The organism is Actinoplanes sp. CA-131856, from assembly GCF_050956135.1.
GTDB lineage: Bacteria > Actinomycetota > Actinomycetes > Mycobacteriales > Micromonosporaceae > Actinoplanes.
Map to the genome: position 1 here is coordinate 6,354,222 of NZ_CP191849.1, position 16,935 is coordinate 6,371,156.

The following is a 16,935-nucleotide window of genomic DNA, read 5'->3' on the forward strand; positions in this document are numbered from 1 at the left end:
CGCGATGTCGCTGATCCAGGAGCTCGGCGCCCGGCTTCGCGCCACCTCGGACGAGTTGCCCACCGGCCAGGTGACAGTGGCGATGGAGAAGCTGCGCAGCGCGACCGAGATTCTCATGTGGGTGCGCGAGCAGTCGGTCGACCCGATCGGCGTGCCGCAGCTGTCGAACGCCACCGAGGCGGCCGAGCGGGCCGCGGCCGCGCTGCGCCTCGCCCAGGACGCCATCGCCCAATATCTGGCCTCGGTGGGCCTCAGCGGTGACGCCAGTGCTCCGCCCGACCGTGACTGGAAGGCCGGGCTCCAGCAGCCCGAGTCACCCGCGCCGAGCGGGGAAAGTCCCGACAAGCCCGAGCAACTCGGGCCCTGGTGGCAGGAGCGGGTCGCGCAACTGACCGGTGAGCCGGCGCCGCCCTCCTCCGACAAGTCTGACAAGCCGGACACGGCCGAGTTGCTGCGGCGGGTGGCTTCGGGCGTACGGGCCGGTGACCGCGCCCGGCTCGGCCGCGAGCTGCACGGGGTGAACGCCTCGACCGGGCTCGCGCTGTCCGCGGTCACCCCGCCCGTGCTGCACCGGCTGGCCGGTGACCTGCTCGGCCACGAGCCGCGCCCCGAGGACGTGCCCCGGCTGCGCTCGGCCGCCGAGGGCCGGGTCCGGTCGCTGCTGCCGGGCACCTCCCCGGCCGTGCTCGAGACCCTGATCGCGCGCATCTGCCGGGTGCCGGCCGAGGGCGGCCAACGCCCGCCCGGCCACCCGGCCGACAACGCGGTGACCGCCAGCGTGCTCACCGGCGTCCTGCTGGCCCGGCTGGGCCGCGACGCGGGCACGCTCGACCCGTCGGCGCCCGACCCGGTGCGCCGCCCCGCCCAGCCCTCCGACTCCTCCGGGAGCCCGTCCAGCCATGGCTGAGTCGACCGCACAGCAGGTGATGGAGATCCGGGCCGGGCTGTCGCACGCGCTCGGCGCGGCCGCGATCGCCCTCGACCGGGCCCGGGGCGCGCACGCCGCGGCCGTCGAGCGACGGCGCCGGGTCGAGGCGGCGGCCGAGGCGCGCCTGCGCAGGATCGACGACGCGCGCGACGCCCGGCTGGCCGAGATCGACGATCAGCACAGGACCGATCTGGCGGCGTACGCCGGCGCGGCCGCGGCCGCCGCCGATCGGGCCGCGCCCGGCGCCGCCGGCGACCCGTGGGACGACTGGCAGGCGACCCCGCTCGACCGGGCGGCCGAACTGCGCGTGGGCCGGCTGCTGCTGCCGCACCCGGAAGAGGTGCCGGCGCTGGTGCCGCTGCTCGACCGGGGCCACGTGGTGGTCCGCGGCGACCGGACCCTGGGCGACGAGGTGGTGGCCGGCCTGCTGCTGCGGGCGCTCGGCACCGCCGCGCCGGGCCAGGTGCAGCTCATCGGCTACGACCCGGAGCACCTGGGCGGCGGGCTGGCCCGGTTCGCGCCGCTCGCGCCGGCCGGAGTGCTCACCTTCGTCGCGCCGGGCGGGCTGCCGGCGCTGCTCGACGACCTGACCGCGCACGTCCGGCGGATCAACGAGACGGTGCTGGCCGGCGAGTACACGTCGCTGCGCGAGCTGAACGCGGCCACCCACCGGCGGCCCGAGCCGTGGCGGGTCGCCGTGCTGCTCGGCGCGGGCGACCTGGGCCGGGCCGAGCAGGCCCAGCTCCAGCGGCTGCTGCGCACGGGTGCGGCCTGCGGCGTACACCTGGTCATTCAAGGCCTTCCGGTCCAGGCGGCCGACGGCATCGAGTTCATCACCGCCGCGAGCGGCGACCACGCGCGGGTCAGCAGTGCCGGAGCTTTGCCGGTACGTCTCGACGGCGGCCCCCCGCAAGCGGTCGTGGCCGCGACCTGCCGCCGGATCGCCGAGGCCGTGGAGGCCGGGCCGGCCCCGGTCGCGCTGGACAGTCTGCTGCCGCAGGAGGAATGGAAGGAAAGCGCCGCGACCGGGCTCAGCGCGCCTCTGGGCGACAGCCCGCAGGGCGTGCCGGTGCAGCTGACGCTGGCCGACTATCCGCCGCACGCGCTGATCGCCGGCCCGTCCGGCACCGGCAAGACCAACCTCATCTACGCGTGGATGGGTTCCCTGGCCGCCCGCTACTCCCCCGCCGAGCTCGCCTTCTACCTGCTCGACTTCAAGGAGGGCGTCTCGTTCGCCCGGTTCGCGCCCGGCCGGCGTGACCCGAGCTGGCTGCCGCACGTCCGGCTGGTCGGCGTCAACGTCAACACCGACCGCGAGTTCGGGCTGGCCCTGCTGCGCTTCCTCGGCGAGGAGCTGCGGCGCCGGGCCGACGCGGCCAAGAGGTACGAGGTGACGAACCTGGCCGAGCTGCGCGCCGAGGACCCCGAGGGCAGCTGGCCGCGCATCGTGGCCGTGGTCGACGAGTTCCAGGTGCTGCTCTCCGGGCGCGACGCGGTGGCCGCCGAGGCGGTCGACCTGCTCGAAGACCTGGCCCGGCGCGGGCGCTCCCAGGGCATCCACCTGATCCTGGCCTCGCAGGACGTCAGCGGCATCGAGGCGCTGTGGGGACGGCCGGCCCTGGTCGCTCAGTTCTCGCTGCGCATCGCGCTGCCCCGCGCCCGGCGCATCCTGGCCGAGACGAACACGGCGGCCGAGTCGCTGCCGCGCTATCACGCGGTCGTGAACGCCGACTCGGGCGCGCTCGAGGCCAACAAGGTCGTCCGGGTGCCGGCGGCCGGCGACCGCGGACGGTGGAACGCGCTGCAACACCGGCTGTGGCGCAAGCGGCCGCCCGAGCTGGGCCCGCCCCGCCTCTTCGACGGCGACGTGGTGCCGCGGCTGGCCGACAGCCCCGACTTCCGGCGGCTGGCCCCGGCCGAGCAGGTGGCGGCGCCGATGGTGCTGCTGGGCGAGACGATCGACGTGGCGGCCCGCTCGGCCCGGACCGTCCTGCGCCGCGCGCCGGGCCGCAACCTGGCCGTGCTCGGCACCCGCATGGACGAGGCGTGCGCGATCCTGTCGACCGCGGCGGTGTCGCTGGCCGCGCAGTTCCCGCCGGACGGGGCCCGCTTCTCGATCCTGTGCCTCGACCCGGACGCGCGGGCGGCCGCGGCGGCGCTCTGCGCCGACCTGCCCGACTGTGGCTCGTTCGACGCGGACAGCGCGGACTGGCTCCTGGAGGACGTGGCGGCCGAGGCGTCCTCGTCGTGGCCGGCCGACCGGCCGCACTTCCTCATCATCTACGCGGCCGACGCGCTGCCGGGCGGCAAGGAGACGGCCGAGCAGCTCCGCACGATCCTGCGCCAGGGCCCGGAACGCCGCCTGCACGTGCTGGGCTGGTGGCGGGGCGCGGCCCTGCTGCGCGACGCGCTCGGCGGACAGGCGTCGCGCACCGACCCGATCGGCGCGTGGGTGGCCCTGGACGTGCACGGCAGCGAACTCGCCCCGTTCTATCCGGGAGCGGGCGCGCCGGCCTGGTACCCGCGCCCGTGGCGGGCCCTGCACTTCGACCGCTCGGTGCACCGCGGCGCCGAGGTGATCATCCCCTATGGAGCCGGGTCATGACACAAGGCTTGCAGCCGGCCGACTTCGAGACCGCTGACTACCGCAGCGTGCTGCGCCGCTTGACCACCCTGGACGACGAGGCGGCCACGATGAGGGCCGAGGCGGCCCACTGGCACGAGGAGAGGGTGGCCGCGGCCGAGGAGGCGATCCGGGCGGCCGACGAGACGGTGCGGTCGACGTCGCACGAGGTGGCGCAGGCCCAGCGCGCCCTGGAGGAGGCGGACGCCCGGGCGGCGGGCCTGTGGTCGGAGTACGTGCACAAGGTGGGCCCGGTGGCGGAGCGCTACGGCCGCACGGTGCCGACGGCGGCCATCCCGCGGCAGCGCTCGGACCGCGACGCCGACGACTACTTCGACGAGGTGGCCAACAAGGTCAAGTACACGGCTCCCGCCCGCCCGATCACGAGCGGGGTGAAGCTGCTCTTCGGCTTGTTCGGCTTCCTGGGCGGCGTCGTGGGCGTGATCCTGCACCAGGTCCTGCGCGAGAACGGCGGCTCCGCCACCGGCACGTGGAAGGACGCCCTCCCGGTGGTGGCCCTCCTGGTCCTGCTGGCCTGCCCGGTCCTGGCCGTGGTGGCCGCCAAGCGCGTGGCCGACCGACGGGGCGCCGCCCTGGACACGTCCACGGTCGTCACCGTCCTGATCACCGGCTTAGTGACCGCCGGCATCCTTCTGACCGCCGTCCGCGCGGCGGCCGCCTAGGACGACGCCCCGGTCCCGTGCCTCCGCCAGGCGCTTGAGGAATTGCTCGATCTTCGCGGAACGCACGAAGCCCTCCGGCACCTCGCGACCCGACAGACGAGCGGACTCGCGGGCCGACCTGGCGACGCTGCGCCTGATGTCTTCCCTGCTGATGGCCATTGACACACCCTCCTCTCCTTGCTCCGCGCCTATAGTACAGCGACTAGCGGGAAAGGTGCAGGCGCAGGACTGTGCCGCCGCCGGGGGCGTCGTCGATGGAGATGCGGCCGTTGTGGCGTTCGGCGATGCGCAGGCAGGTCGACAGGCCGATGCCGTGGCCCTTTCGGGACGTGGGGTCGACCTGGGCGAACATGTCGAAGACGCGGTCGCGCTGGTCGGGTGGGATGCCCAGGCCGTTGTCGGTGACCGTGATGTCCCAGCCGGCGGTGGTGGTGTGCGCCGCCACGCGCACGTGCGGGGTGCGGTCGGGGTGGCGGTACTTGACGGCGTTGTCGATCAGGTTCTGCAGGAGCTGGCGGAGCAGTGTGGGGTCGCCGGAGATCACCGGCAGGTCGTCGGCGACGGTGACCTCGGCGCCGGTGCTCTCGATCAAGGTGCGCAGGTCGGTCCGGACGTGGGTCAGCACGTCGTGCAGGTCCACCGGCTCGGTGGCGCACGGGGCGTGGCCCGCACGGGCGTACGAGAGCAGGGCCTGCACCAGCTGTTGCATGCGGTCGGTGGCGGCCACCGCGCCCGACATCCACTGCGGGCCCGGTCGTCCATCATCTCGCCGTACGTCTCGGTCAGCATCTCCAGGTAACCGCGGGCGCCGGCCAGGGGACGTACGAGATCGTGGCTGACCGCCGCCGCGAAGCCCTCCAGTTCGTCGTTCGAGCGCTGGAGCTCCTTCACCAGGTCCTGGATCTGGCGCAGGTGCTCGCGTTCGCGGGTGACGTCACTGAGGGCGACCACCGCGCCGATGCGCTCGCCGTTGTCGGCGATCATGCTGCGGGCGCTGGCCGTCAACGTCAGCAGGGAGTCGTCGGCCGTGCGCAGGACCAGTTCCTCGTTGTCGACGTTGATGTCCTCGCGCAGGGCCCGGAACAGGGGCGCGCTCTCCTCCGGGACCTCGGTGACGCCGTCCGGCTGGAGCAGCTCCAGACGGCCCGCGATCTCCGCCAGATCGCCGCCGCCGCTCTCCAGGGCGCCGCCCCACCGGCGTACGGCCCGGTTGAGAATCGTCAGTTGACCTTGTTCGTCGGCCGCCACGATGCCGACGTCGACGGTGTTGACCAGAGTCTCGACGAACTTGCGGCTGTGCTCGGCGCTGATCGCCATCTCGGCCGCCAGCCGGCCCTGGCGGCGGCGCTCGAACAGGCCGACCAGCACGTCGGCCAGGTCGGTGAGGCGCTCGATCTGGCGGGGCGTGAGCTCCTTGACCACGTCGTCGAAGACGCACAGGGTGCCCAGGGCGTAACCGTTGGGGGCGATCAGCGGGGCCGAGGCGTAGAAGCGGACGTTGGCCATGCGGCCGTCGACCCACGGGTTGTCCGCGTACAGCGGATGGTCGCGGGCGTCCGGCACGTGCACGAACTTGCCCTGGCGCAGCTGAATGTCGCACATCGAGTCGGTGCGGGCCGAGTTGCCGCCCTCGAAGCCGACCGTGGTGAGCTGGCACTGCCGGTGCTCGTCGATCAGGTTGAGGGTGGCCGTCGGCACGTCGGCCACCATGGCGGCGACCCGGACGACGGCGGACAGTTCGTCGTCGGCCGGCGCGTCGAGCAGGCGGTACTCGTGCAGCGCCGCCAGCCGGCGGCGTTCCAGTTCAGGAGGATCAAGCAAACTGGCCGTCACCTTCTCTCCGATCGGCAGCCGGACCCGATGGCTTAGCGGCTCTTGAGAACGAACGGCGCGGCTGGGCAGGATACGGACATGCCGGCACTGGAAGTCGCGACGTACGTCCTGGGCACCGCCGTCGCCAAGACCGCGTGCGGGCTCTGGGCCGGTGAGAACAAGCTGCTCAACGAGATCGGCAACAGCACCGTCGACCGGGTGGCGGCCGCGTTGACCGGCGGCCGGCAGCAGCGGCAGTTCACCCGGATCTGGGAGGAGGCGGCCGAGGCGGTGTCCGACCGCCTGGAAACGTGGATCACCACCGAGTTCCGCACGGTCGAGCCGGCCGAGCGGGAAGCGGCGGTCCTGGCCGTGCGGGACACGTTCGAGCAGGCGGCGCTCTCGGAGGCGGACCTGTTCAAGAGCGATCTCGACGCCGGCTATCTCGGGCGCTACCTGCGCTCGCAGTCACCGGACCGGGCGGAGCGGGCCGGGCTCTCCGAGGGCGGGACCAGGCTGTACGACCTGCTGCTGCGCGAGGCCTCGGCCTACACGATCGAGATCGCCCGCACGCTCCCGGCCGCGAGCGTCAACGCGCTCACCGAGCTGCTGGCCCGCAGCCGCCAGATCATCGGCGATCTGGAGACGGTGCTCGACCGTCTCCCCCGGCTGAGGGTCGGCGCCGACTTCGAACGCGACTACCGCCAGCTGGTCGCCAACCTTCTGGACCGGATCGAGTTGTACGGCGCCACGGTCTCCGATTCGAGTCGTGCCTATCCGCTGTCGGTGGCCTATCTCAGCCTGCACGGGAGCCAGGCCACCGGCGACGACCACCTCGTCAGTGTGGAGGAACTGGCCGGCACGAGCGACCGCATCTTCATCCGGGGCCAGGCCGGTCTGGGAAAGACGACACTGTTGCAGTGGATCGCGGTCAACAGCGCGCGCCGGACCTTCCCCGACCATCTGAACAGCTGGAACGCGACAGTGCCGTTCTTCGTCCCGCTGCGGCGCTTCGCCACCACCGACCTCCCGGTGCCCGGCGACTTCGTCGACGAGGTCGGCCGGCACATCGCCGACGAGATGCCGGCCGGCTGGGTCCAGGAGCAGCTCCGCTCGGGCCGGGGCGTCGTGCTGGTGGACGGGATCGACGAGCTGCCCGACGACCGCCGGGTCCACGCCCGCCGGTGGATCTCCGAGCTGATCGCCGCCTTCCCGCGAGCGAGGTACGTGGTCACCTCCCGGCCGGGCGCGGTGCCGGCCGAGTGGCTCGGCGGCGACGACTTCCGGGTGGTGGAGCTGGCGCCGATGGACCGTCAGTCGGTGACGGTGTTCGTGGAGCGCTGGCACCGGGCGATGCTCGAGCAGACCCGGACGCTCGAACAGCGGGAGTCGATCCTCGACTATCAGCGGCGGCTGCTGAGGGCGATCGACCGCAACCGGCACCTGCGGCAGATCGTCGCCTATCCCCTGCTGTGCGCGCTGACGTGCGCGCTGCACAAGGACCGGCGCGGCCAGCTGCCGAGCAGCCGGATGGAGTTGTACGAGGTGGCGCTGCACATGCTCCTGGAAAGGCGGGACGAGGAGCGGGAGATCAAGGCGCTCAACACCCTGAGCCGGACCCAGAAGATGCTGCTGCTGCAAGACCTCGCCTACTGGTTGATGCGCAACGGCCAGTCGGACGCGGCCAAGGAGGAGGCGCTGGACCGGATAGCGGTCAAGCTGCGCCGGATGCCCCGCGTAACCCTCGACGAGCACGAGACCTACCAGGTCCTGCTGGAGAGAAGCGGCCTGATCCGCGAGCCCACCCACGACCGGGTCGACTTCATCCACCGCACGTTCCAGGAATATCTGGCGGCCAAGGAGGCAGTCGACGAGGGCGACCTGAGATCGCTGGTGCTCCACGCCGACGAGGATCAATGGCACGAGACGATCGTGATGGCCGCCGGCCACACCAAGGCGCGGGGCAGCAAGACTCTCGTCGAGGGGCTACTCGACAAGGCCGACAAGGCCGGCGACGGCAATCACCGCACCGTCATGCGGCTGCTCGCCCTCGCCTGCCTGGAGACGTCGGCGGAGTGCCCGGAGGACACGCAGGCGGCGGTTCTGGAGGCGACCAGTAGCCTCTTGCCGCCGGAGAATGAACGCCAGGCCGACATGCTGGCCGAGGCCGGCTCATTGTCCCTCGATCTCCTCATGAAGTCCGATCCGCGGAACGATGCGGAAATATCACTCACGATTCGCGCCGTCGGCAAGATCGGCGACCCGGCGGCCATCGACTTCCTGACGCAGTACTCGTCGAGCACGTCGAGAACGGTGCACGATGCCCTCATCGAAGCGTGGGAGCACTTCGATCCCGCGGTCTACGCGACACGGGTATTGCGCGATGTGCCGTTCGGCTCCTCGGAGAACGTGACGATCACCGACCGGGACCTGCTCGGACATCTGCACCTGATCAAGAATGTCCGTGGGGTGAAGGTGCGCTCCATGCCCGGCTCGGCGCCCATCGACCTGTCCTTCATAAGCCGTAATCCGGAGCTCGCGCGAATTCAGGTCCAATCTTGCCTCGACCTGTCGCCGCTGGCGGGAAGTGCCCTCGCCGCGCTGTCGGTATCGGCTCAAAGCGACTTCGAGCTGGATCTCCGCCCGTTGGCCGGACTCTCGAACCTCCGGTCCTTAATGCTGCACGGGAGCAACCTCAAGAACCCCGAAGGGCTCACCGCGCTGAGCAACCTCCGAGGGATCGGCGGTTCGACCTGGTTGCTCAGGCAGGTCGCGCGGATGCCGACGAGGCATCCGGTCAGCCTCATTGTCGCCTCGGACATCCGTCGGCGAGACTCGGTGGAATTTCTGAAGGTCTGGGCCGACTCGGCCACCGACGTCCGGCTGCTCGGCGATTGTCCGCGTGACCTGGCTCCGCTGACCAGCCTGAATCGCCTGTCCACGCTGATCGTGCTCAGCAACACGACAGTCGATCACGCCTCGATCGGCCGGTTGAGCACTGTCGAAAATCTTCAGGTGATGTCCGATCCGGATTCCCTCAACAAGTTGATCCCGCATCTGGCCCGTCTGGAGCGCCTGCGCAGCATCTACCTCCAGTCATACGCCGAGGGATCCATCGACCTGTCCCCGCTCGCCGGGCTGGATGGACGGACGGTCACGCTCAGCCTCGGCGGCCGCATCGACTTGACCGGCACCGAAGGGGTCCGCGGGCTGTCGGTGAGCGGCGGCCGTCGGCGGTGGAGCACGTGAGAACTCAGCCGAACGCCTTGGAGAGGGTGATCACGGCAGGCCCCACGACGACGATGAAGATGGCGGGGAACATGCAGAACATGACCGGGAACAGGAGCTTGACCGGGACCTTCTGTGCCATCTCCTCGGCGCGCTGACGGCGGCGCATGCGCTGGTCGGCGGCGTGTTCGCGGAGGATGCCGGCTACCGAGATGCCCAGCTCGCCGGCCTGGATCAAGGCTGTCATCAAGCGCTTGAGGTCCCGCACTGTCGTGCGGGCCGCCAGTGAGCGCAGCGCCTCCGTTCTTGCCACGCCCAGGCGCATCTCCTGCAGCACCCGGTTCAGCTCGTCGGCCATCGGGCCCGTCGTCGCGCTGGCCACCTGGTCCATGGCCGAGTCCAGGCCCAGGCCGGCCTCGACGCCGATCACCATCGCGTCCATCACGTCCGGCAGGAAGTAGAGGATCTTCTCCTGGCGTTTGATGCCCGCGTTGTAGACCAGCAGCTGGGGCAGCAGGAAACCCACCACCAGGCCGGCGGGAGCGCCGATCAGCACCGAGTCCGTCTTCTCCGTCCAGCCGTACGCGAAGAACGCGCCCACACCCGCACCGGCCACCGCCCCGAACGGGCGCGCCCTCATCACCCTCGCCAGCGGCCAGGCCGGCGGGTTTCCGGCGTAGTCGAGCAGGCGGCTCAGCCGGTCGCGGTCGGCGGCCGGGGTCAGCACCTCGGCCAGCCGGTCGAGGCCGGCGATGACCACCGAGCGCAGCCGCCGCTGGAACGCGCTTCCGGTGTCGCGGCGCATCTCCGGGCCGGTGCCGAAGGCCGCCAGCGCCCGCATGATCCGGTCGAAGCGGGGTGGCGGCAGCAGGATCGCCACCGCCACCAGCACGAAGGCCAGCACCACGCCGGCTACGGCCGCGCCCAGCACGATGTTGGCCACGGCTACGCCTTCACCTGGACCACCACGCGCAGCCAGATGGCGCCGATGGTGATGGCCACGATGCCGAAGGCCAGCATGGCCCAGCCCAGCGGCTCGGTGAACAGCGGCCTCAGATAGGCCGGCTCGGTCAGGTAGAGGATCACCGCGGTGGCGATCGGCATGGCCGTCAGCACGTAGGCCGACATGCGGCCCTCGCCGGAGAGCGCCCGCACGTGCCGGCGCAGATACGAGCGTTCGCGCATGGTGTCGGCGGTGGTCTGCATGACGTCGACCAGGCTGCCGCCGACCTCGCGCTGCAGGCGCAGGGCCATGACCAGCCACAGCATCTCGTCGCTGCGGGTGCGTTCGCCGATGCGCTCCAGCGCGTCCTCGAAGCTGCCGCTGATGCGGGTCTCGGACAGGGCCCGGCGCAGTTCCGAGGCGACCGGGCCCTCGTCGTCGCGGACCGCCGCCTCGACCGACTGGTGCATGGTGAAGCCCGAGCGCAGCGAGCTGATCATCAGTTGGAGGGCGCCGGGCAGTTCGTCGGCGAACGCCTGCTCGCGGCGCCGGATCCGGGTCCGCAGCAGCGCGTTCGAGCCGAAGAACCCGGCCAGCAGGCCGAGCGGGAGGGCCACCGCGAACGGCAGGAGCAGGGTCAGCACCACGACCGTGGCCAGGCAGGCGTACAACCGCACGGCCAGCCAGTCGGCCGGGCGGGTGGTCGCGCCGAGCCTGTCGAGCAGGGGGGCGCTGCGCTCGGCCAGGGCGCTGAGCAGCTCGGAGCGTTCGACCTTCTGGCCCGAGGCGTGCACCAGCCGCCGCCACCACGCCTCCTTCTCGACCTCGCGCCGCACGGTGAAGTGCTGGAGCGAGGCCAGCCGGCGCTGGATCGGGGTACGCCCGAAGGTCGCGGCCAGCACCGCGTAGGCGACCAGGAAGGTGGCCGCCGAGGCGGCGCCCACCGCGATGACGAAGGCCGGGATCACCGCGGGCGGCCCGAGAACAGCGCCGGCGGCAGGGTCACGCCGTAGCGGGCGATCGCCTCGGCGAACTGGGGGCGGATGCCGGTCGAGCGGAGACCGCCGGCGGCGCCCGGTGTGTCGGAGCCGGCCGTGGGGTCGTACAGGAAAAGGTCCTGAAGGGTGATGACCTCCGATTCCATGCCGGCCACCTCGGTGATGTGGCTGATCTTGCGGGTGCCGTCCTTGTAGCGGCCGACCTGAAGGATCAGGTCGACGGCCGAGACGATCTGGTCGCGGATGGCGCGGCTGGGCAGGTCGAGCCCGGCCATCAGCACCATCGTCTCGAGCCGGGACAGCGCGTCGCGCGGCGTGTTGGCGTGCAGCGTGGTCAGCGAGCCGTCATGGCCGGTGTTCATCGCCTGGAGCATGTCGAGGGCGGCGGCGTCACGGACCTCGCCCACGACGATCCGGTCGGGGCGCATCCGCAGCGCGTTGCGCACCAGGTCGCGGGTGGTGACCGTGCCCCGGCCCTCGGAGTTGGGCGGGCGGGTCTCGAGGCGTACCACGTGCTCCTGGTCCATCTGCAGCTCGGCCGCGTCCTCGATGGTCACGACGCGCTCGTCGACCGGGATGAAGCCGGACAGGATGTTGAGGATCGTCGTCTTGCCGGAGCCGGTGCCGCCGCTGACCAGGATGTTGCGGCGGCCGCGGACGCAGACGTCGAGGAATTCGGCCGCGGGCCGGGTCAGGGTTCCGTACGACAGCAGGTCGCCCACGGTCAGCGGGACCGAGGAGAACTTGCGGATGGTCAGCGAGGAGCCGTCGATGGCGATCGGCGGGACGATCGCGTTGACCCGGCTGCCGTCGGGCAGTCGGGCGTCGACCATGGGGCTGGCCTCGTCGACCCGGCGGCCCACCCGGGAGCAGATCCGGTCGATGATGCGGCGCAGGTGGGCCTCGTCGTCGAACTCGGCGCCGACCCGTTCGATGCGGCCGAACCGTTCCACGTAGACCGACTGCGGGCCGTTGACCATCACCTCGGTGACCGAGTTGTCGCGCAGCAGCGACTCGATCGGCCCGTGCCCGAGCACCTCGTCGACGACCTCGTTGACGATGCGCGCCCGGTCGGCGCCCGACAACGGGGTCTCCTCGCGGGCCAGCAGGTCGTTGAGGGCCTCGCGGACCCGGCCGTCCAGCTCCTCGGTGCCCTCGCCGCGACCGGCCGCGTACAGCGACGGTCCCAGCTCGTCGGCCAGTTTGCGCTGGATGCGCTGGCGGACCTCGTACACCTGGTCGTTGACCGGGCGGCCCGGGCGGTGCCGCTCCTCGGCGGCGGGGGTGGGCGTCTTGTCGGCCGGGGTGTTGGCGCCGATGCGCGAGGAGAGGCTCATGTCTTGCCCTTCCGGGACAGGAACCGCCGGCGGCGCTCGGGTGCGGCCTCCACGCCGGCGCAGCGGTCGGCCAGGGCGCGGATGGCCCGGCTGACCGGGTGCAGCGGGTCGGTCTGTGCGAGCGGCTCGCCCGCGTTGACGGAGACGGTGACGTCGCGGCTGGAGGGCACCTGCACCGTGAACGGCATGCCGACCGCGAGCTCGACCTCGGCCGGGCTCAGGCCGACCTGGGTGTTGGCCCGGTTGAAGACCAGCAGACGCTTGTCCTGCGCGTAGTCGAGCAGGTCGAACATCTCGACGGTCAGCCGCACCGATTTCAGGGTCGGCAGGTCGGGGGTGACGATCGGGACGTACCAGTCGGTCATGTCGAGCGCGGCCAGCACCTGGTCGGTGACCACGGCGGGCGTGTCGACCACGATGAAGTCGTAGAGCGGCCGGGCCGCGTCGAGCAGCTCGACCACGAACTCGCGCGTGACCTTCTCACCCTCGGCCGGGCTGGGCGGGGCGAGCAGCGTGTCCAGGCCGGGCTTGTACGGCGTCGCGATCGAGCGCAGGCCGGGCTCGTCGAGCCGGCCGGTCATGGTGACGCCGCCGGCGATGTTCCGCTCGGGCGAGAGCTTGAGCATGATGGCGATGTCGCCGAACTGCAGGTCGAGGTCGATCAGCAGGACGCGGCGGCCACCTCCGGCCAGGGCCACGGCCAGGTTGGTGGCGAGCATGCTGCGCCCGTTGCCGCCCTTGCCTGAGAAGAGCGTCACGACCCGGCCGTACGGGGCGTTGTCGGCCGACGTGCGCAGCGTGGTGCTCAGCGCCTTCGACAGGTCGATCGAGCGGATCGTGGCGTCGCGCAGCCCCTGCTCGTCGTCCTCGGCCACGATCTCCCGCACGCCCGACTGCAGGCACCGCAGCACGACCCCCGGCTCCACCACCTTGCGGATCAGCACGACCCCGATGAGCGGGCGCTGGAGCCGCTGATAGGCGGCGACCATCAGCGACTCCTCGAGCTCGACAGTGGCGCCCAGGATGATCAGGATGGTCTCCGGGTAGCGCCGCAGGTGGGCCTCGAGGTCGGCCATGCCGTCGAGCATGGTGCAGCCGACCTCGCGGAAGGCCGGGCCGATCTGCGAGCGGCGGGCGTCGTCGGGTTCGACGTAGACGTAGAGGCTCACGGGAACAGCCCGGAGATGTCGACGCCCGGCCCGGGCACGGCGGTGGCCTCCGGGCCCAGCATGGCCAGGTAGAGCAGGCCGGTGCGGGCGGCGTGCACGAGGCGCTGCGCGTCCTCGGAGTCGACCGCGAGCGTGGCCACGTACCGCGCGTAGGTGGCCTGGGAGGTTCCGGCTCTCGTGGCCGAAGGCGATAGAGAGGCCGACGGCGCCGGTGTCGGTGTCGGCTGGGGCGTGATGTCGGGGGCCAGCGCCTCGCCGATCGAGATGACCACGGCCCGGGGCAGCAGCAGCCGGGTGGTCTGCTCCTCCGAGCTCTGCGCGCTGGCCGGGAAGGTGCCGTAGACGGCCACCCGGTCCCCGGCGATCACGTTCCCGGCGACCTGCGTCGGCACGCTGAGCTCGACGGTCACCGCCAGCATGCCCTTGGGGACCGTGAAGCCCCGCGTCGACGCCGAGGCCGAGGGCTGGGCGGACTGGAAGAGCGGGCGCATCAGCAGCTGCTTACGCTCGGCCGTGGCCGACAGGGTGAGCCGGTCGAGGTCGCTGGTCCAGCTGGTCAGGGTGCCCTCGGGCACGGTCCGGGCGGGCATCAGGACGCGCTCGGCCATGCCCTTGGCCCGGATGTCGGACCCCTTGGTCCCGGCCGGGATGCGCTGCTTGGCCACCAGCACCCACACCCCCTTCACCCCGTTGAGAGCCCGGCGGTCCGCGGAGTGCGCGTACGCCAGGATCGCCACCCCGCTGATACCGGCCAGCAGCAGAGCCGCGAGCAGAATCAGGACACGCCGTCGCATGTCTTCACAATCTCAGTAAAAGGTCACCCAGTACGGCCAATCACCTGGACTCCGTAGTCCGGTGAGGTGCCGAAGGCGGTCGGGAAGCGTTGCGTGATGACAGATCGCGTGAAGTAGCCGTAGATGCACGTCTGGAGTGCGCAGGCGGTCGTCCGCAGCGAGTTGAGGCCGTCGCTGAACAGCGTCGACAGCGTGCCGGTGAGCCCGGAGATCAGGGTCTCGTAGCCGGTGAGCACGAACGGCGCGAACCCCACGATGTGGAAAGCGGCCGGCAGCAAGTTGAGCGCGCCGACCACCTTGTCGAAGATCGGCACGAGGATCGCCTGCCCCTTGGCGATCACCTGGTTCATCACGTTGAAGCACTTGATCGCGCCGGCCAGGTCGAGCAGCCCGGTGTACATCCACAGGTCGACCGTCGCGGCCGGGGCGATGGTGGTGCGGCAGTTGGCGTCGGCGTGCGGCGTGAGCCAGGCGTAGCCGTTGGGGTTGCCGGCCAGGATGTCGGCCGTGGTGTTCTTGCAGCCGGACAGGATGCCGTTGTTGACCGGGATGGAGAAGTTCTGCGGCGGCCCGAGCCCGAGCACGCCGAGCAGGCCGGTCCCGCCGAGTAGGGGATCGAGGACGGGCAGCCGCAGCAGTTTGTCCCCGTTGCCGCTGAGCCGCTCCCAGTCGCACTTGGAGATGGCCAGGGCCAGCACGCTGGCGTTGACCGGCACACCCCACGCCACCCGGGCGCACGCGCCCACCTTGGTGCCCTGATAGCCGCCGCCGACCAGGGTCTGCGCCAGCCGCGGCGGGATCAGTGTGGTGTTGTTCGGGTTCAGCGTGGTGGTGCGCACCTCGACCTGGTGCCCGTTGCCGGTCACGGTGGGCTGGGGGCGGCAGGTGGTGGCCGTGTTCCAGGTGGCGGGGCAGTTGCTGTTGTCCAGGCAGATCTGCGCGTCGGCGTAGCCGTCCTTGGCGTTCTTGGCGGCGTACGCCTTCGCGTTGAGGGTCTGCAAAGCGACCGTGCAGTCGGCCTTCTTGACGACGCAGGCCTGCGCGACCTTCCACGAGGCCGCGTCGGCGCCGCTCTGCAACTGCTCGCGCTCGGCGTAGAGCATGCCGACGTCGATGACGACGGCGCCCATGCCCAGCAGGATGCTCATGCTGAGGAACAGGGCGACGACGACGGCGATCGCGCCGTGGTCGTGGTCCTCGCCGGGGCGGCGCGGCACCAGGGAGGTCAGCCGAGGCACGACATCACCCCGATGGCCTTGATCGTGTGGGCGCCCGACTGGCTCGTGCCGCCGTACAGCACCAGCAGTTTGAAGAGTGGGGTGGCCGGGTCGAAGGTCCGGGTGACGGTCACGGACGAGTCGACGACACCGGTGCCGCAGACGGCCGGGCCGCTCGGATATTGGAGCGCGACGCCCGTACCGACGATGCCCTGGACCTTGTTCTTGACGTCGGTGACCGTGCCGTTGAGCGCGCCCAGCCGGGCGCCCTCACGGGCGGCCTCGGTGAGCTGGATGTACTGCTGGAGATAGCGCCCCATGTCGATGATCGCGAACAGGATCAGCAGGAGCAGCGGCAGGACGATCGCGAACTCGATCGCCGCGACACCGCGATCGCCGCGGGCGGCCCCGGAGGCCTGCCCGCGGCGGGAAGCCGGGCGATCGGTCAGATGGCGGCGATGAGCTTCTCGATCATGCCCTTGATGTCGTCGCGCAGCAGCCCGAGGGTGGCGACGAGGCCACCGGCGATCAGGGCGGCCAGGATCGAGTATTCGACGGCGGTCGCGCCCTCGTCCGACTGCTTGACGGCGCGGACGTACGTGACCAGCATCTTGAAGAATTCCATTGTGTTGTCCCCCAGGTGTTAGTGGCGACCGGTTCCGGCGGCCAGTTGCTCTACACATCGGGAGACGAAAGGTCTGCTTGAGATCGCTCATGGTTGCAGGGTGGTCGCTGCCGGTTGCTATCCGGATCAGCGTGACGGCGACGTCGAGCCCTGGGCCAGAACCGCGCGCAGCGTGCCGGCCAGGACGTCCGCGCTGAACGGCTTGGCCAGGAACGGAGAGCCGGCGCGGATCATGCCTTTCTTGACGGCGATGTCCTCCGGGATGCCGGAGATGTAGACGATCTTCATCTCGGGCCGGACGGCCGCGGCCGAACGGGACAGCTCACCGCCCGAGACGCCGGGCAGGCCCAGGTCGGTCAGGAGCACGTCGATCCGGCCGCTGTGCACACGGCAGGTCATCATCGCGGTCACCGGGTCCTTGGCGGCGAGCACGTCGAAGCCGCGCATCTCGAGCATCTGCGTGGTCATCTCACGCAGATCCTCGTCGTCCTCGACCAGGAGGACGACCGGTCCGGTCCGTTCCGTACGGTTCCACATCGAGATCCACGCTAGCGAGGACCCCGGGGGTCACGGGCCGG

The 16,935-nt window shown here is 71.3% G+C and carries 15 protein-coding genes and 1 pseudogene; 4 read left to right on the top strand and 12 right to left on the bottom strand.

The window, feature by feature from the left end; genetic code table 11:
* Positions 1 to 4 precede the first annotated feature (4 nt).
* The 3 genes from ACQP2X_RS29565 to ACQP2X_RS29575 are packed head-to-tail and all read left to right on the top strand — an operon-like array spanning position 5 to position 4,234.
* Positions 5 to 907, top strand: coding sequence for a hypothetical protein (locus tag ACQP2X_RS29565; protein WP_498687387.1), 903 nt, complete (start codon positions 5 to 7; stop codon positions 905 to 907).
* A complete protein-coding gene (locus ACQP2X_RS29570; protein WP_498687389.1) occupies positions 900 to 3,533 on the top strand; it encodes an FtsK/SpoIIIE domain-containing protein in 2,634 nt (877 codons plus the stop codon). The genes ACQP2X_RS29565 and ACQP2X_RS29570 overlap by 8 nt, the downstream gene beginning before the upstream one ends.
* Positions 3,530 to 4,234, top strand: a complete 705-nt coding sequence (locus tag ACQP2X_RS29575) for a hypothetical protein (protein ID WP_498687390.1) — start codon at positions 3,530 to 3,532, stop codon at positions 4,232 to 4,234. Before ACQP2X_RS29570 ends, ACQP2X_RS29575 begins: the two co-directional genes overlap by 4 nt.
* Before the next feature lie 202 nt (positions 4,235 to 4,436).
* Here ACQP2X_RS29575 and ACQP2X_RS29580 read toward each other — a convergent pair whose 3' ends face one another.
* Together ACQP2X_RS29580 and ACQP2X_RS29585 are read right to left on the bottom strand one after the other, a co-directional pair.
* Complete coding sequence (locus ACQP2X_RS29580; protein WP_498687391.1) at positions 4,437 to 4,874, bottom strand: sensor histidine kinase; 438 nt, start codon at positions 4,872 to 4,874, stop codon at positions 4,437 to 4,439.
* Positions 4,853 to 6,067, bottom strand: a complete 1,215-nt coding sequence (locus tag ACQP2X_RS29585; protein ID WP_498687393.1) for a GAF domain-containing protein — start codon at positions 6,065 to 6,067, stop codon at positions 4,853 to 4,855. The genes ACQP2X_RS29580 and ACQP2X_RS29585 overlap by 22 nt, the downstream gene beginning before the upstream one ends.
* 78 nt (positions 6,068 to 6,145) lie before the next feature.
* Here ACQP2X_RS29585 and ACQP2X_RS29590 point away from each other — a divergent pair, with 78 nt between their 5' ends.
* A complete protein-coding gene (locus ACQP2X_RS29590) occupies positions 6,146 to 9,295 on the top strand; it encodes an NACHT domain-containing protein (RefSeq protein WP_498687395.1) in 3,150 nt (1,049 codons plus the stop codon).
* Between the two features lie 4 nt (positions 9,296 to 9,299).
* Here the strand turns inward: ACQP2X_RS29590 and ACQP2X_RS29595 are convergent, their stop codons facing one another.
* The 10 genes and pseudogenes from ACQP2X_RS29595 to ACQP2X_RS29640 all read right to left on the bottom strand — a co-directional run bounded on the left by ACQP2X_RS29595 (position 9,300) and on the right by ACQP2X_RS29640 (position 16,894).
* Positions 9,300 to 10,217 carry a type II secretion system F family protein gene (locus ACQP2X_RS29595; protein ID WP_498687397.1) on the bottom strand — a complete coding sequence of 306 codons (918 nt, stop codon included), beginning with the start codon at positions 10,215 to 10,217 and terminating at the stop codon, positions 9,300 to 9,302.
* Positions 10,218 to 10,219: 2 nt separating this feature from the next.
* On the bottom strand, positions 10,220 to 11,185 hold the full coding sequence (locus tag ACQP2X_RS29600) for a type II secretion system F family protein (protein WP_498687399.1): 966 nt from the start codon (positions 11,183 to 11,185) through the stop codon (positions 10,220 to 10,222).
* On the bottom strand, positions 11,182 to 12,552 hold the full coding sequence (locus ACQP2X_RS29605) for a TadA family conjugal transfer-associated ATPase (protein ID WP_498687400.1): 1,371 nt from the start codon (positions 12,550 to 12,552) through the stop codon (positions 11,182 to 11,184). The genes ACQP2X_RS29600 and ACQP2X_RS29605 overlap by 4 nt, the downstream gene beginning before the upstream one ends.
* The gene (locus tag ACQP2X_RS29610) at positions 12,549 to 13,721 is read right to left on the bottom strand and encodes a CpaE/TadZ family protein (RefSeq protein ID WP_498687402.1); all 1,173 of its coding nucleotides are present in this window, start codon (positions 13,719 to 13,721) and stop codon (positions 12,549 to 12,551) included. Before ACQP2X_RS29610 ends, ACQP2X_RS29605 begins: the two co-directional genes overlap by 4 nt.
* On the bottom strand, positions 13,718 to 14,515 hold the full coding sequence (gene cpaB / locus ACQP2X_RS29615) for a Flp pilus assembly protein CpaB (RefSeq protein WP_498687404.1): 798 nt from the start codon (positions 14,513 to 14,515) through the stop codon (positions 13,718 to 13,720). The genes ACQP2X_RS29610 and cpaB overlap by 4 nt, the downstream gene beginning before the upstream one ends.
* A 23-nt stretch (positions 14,516 to 14,538) precedes the next feature.
* Entirely contained in the window at positions 14,539 to 15,753 is a 1,215-nt protein-coding gene (locus ACQP2X_RS29620) for a TadE/TadG family type IV pilus assembly protein (protein WP_498687405.1), read from the bottom strand.
* Positions 15,741 to 16,052 carry a hypothetical protein gene (locus ACQP2X_RS29625; protein WP_498701358.1) on the bottom strand — a complete coding sequence of 104 codons (312 nt, stop codon included), beginning with the start codon at positions 16,050 to 16,052 and terminating at the stop codon, positions 15,741 to 15,743. The genes ACQP2X_RS29620 and ACQP2X_RS29625 overlap by 13 nt, the downstream gene beginning before the upstream one ends.
* Positions 16,053 to 16,181 (bottom strand): annotated as a pseudogene (locus ACQP2X_RS29630) (TadE/TadG family type IV pilus assembly protein); the annotation flags it as partial.
* Positions 16,178 to 16,357, bottom strand: coding sequence for a Flp family type IVb pilin (locus tag ACQP2X_RS29635; RefSeq protein WP_498687407.1), 180 nt, complete (start codon positions 16,355 to 16,357; stop codon positions 16,178 to 16,180). The pseudogene ACQP2X_RS29630 and the gene ACQP2X_RS29635, both read right to left, overlap by 4 nt.
* Before the next feature lie 126 nt (positions 16,358 to 16,483).
* Positions 16,484 to 16,894 (bottom strand): response regulator, encoded by a 411-nt coding sequence (locus tag ACQP2X_RS29640; RefSeq protein ID WP_498687409.1) that lies wholly within the window; start codon positions 16,892 to 16,894, stop codon positions 16,484 to 16,486.
* Positions 16,895 to 16,935 lie beyond the last annotated feature (41 nt).

Bases quoted from the DNA above. Each gene is read 5' to 3' on its own strand.
- ACQP2X_RS29635 (WP_498687407.1), bottom strand. From the start codon at position 16,357: ATGGAATTCTTCAAGATGCTGGTCACGTACGTCCGCGCCGTCAAGCAG.
- ACQP2X_RS29565 (WP_498687387.1), top strand. From the start codon at position 5: ATGTCGCTGATCCAGGAGCTCGGCGCCCGGCTTCGCGCCACCTCGGAC.
- ACQP2X_RS29605 (WP_498687400.1), bottom strand. From the start codon at position 12,552: ATGAGCCTCTCCTCGCGCATCGGCGCCAACACCCCGGCCGACAAGACG.
- ACQP2X_RS29640 (WP_498687409.1), bottom strand. From the start codon at position 16,894: ATGTGGAACCGTACGGAACGGACCGGACCGGTCGTCCTCCTGGTCGAG.
- ACQP2X_RS29570 (WP_498687389.1), top strand. From the start codon at position 900: ATGGCTGAGTCGACCGCACAGCAGGTGATGGAGATCCGGGCCGGGCTG.
- ACQP2X_RS29590 (WP_498687395.1), top strand. From the start codon at position 6,146: ATGCCGGCACTGGAAGTCGCGACGTACGTCCTGGGCACCGCCGTCGCC.
- cpaB (WP_498687404.1), bottom strand. From the start codon at position 14,515: ATGCGACGGCGTGTCCTGATTCTGCTCGCGGCTCTGCTGCTGGCCGGT.
- ACQP2X_RS29575 (WP_498687390.1), top strand. From the start codon at position 3,530: ATGACACAAGGCTTGCAGCCGGCCGACTTCGAGACCGCTGACTACCGC.
- ACQP2X_RS29625 (WP_498701358.1), bottom strand. From the start codon at position 16,052: ATGGGGCGCTATCTCCAGCAGTACATCCAGCTCACCGAGGCCGCCCGT.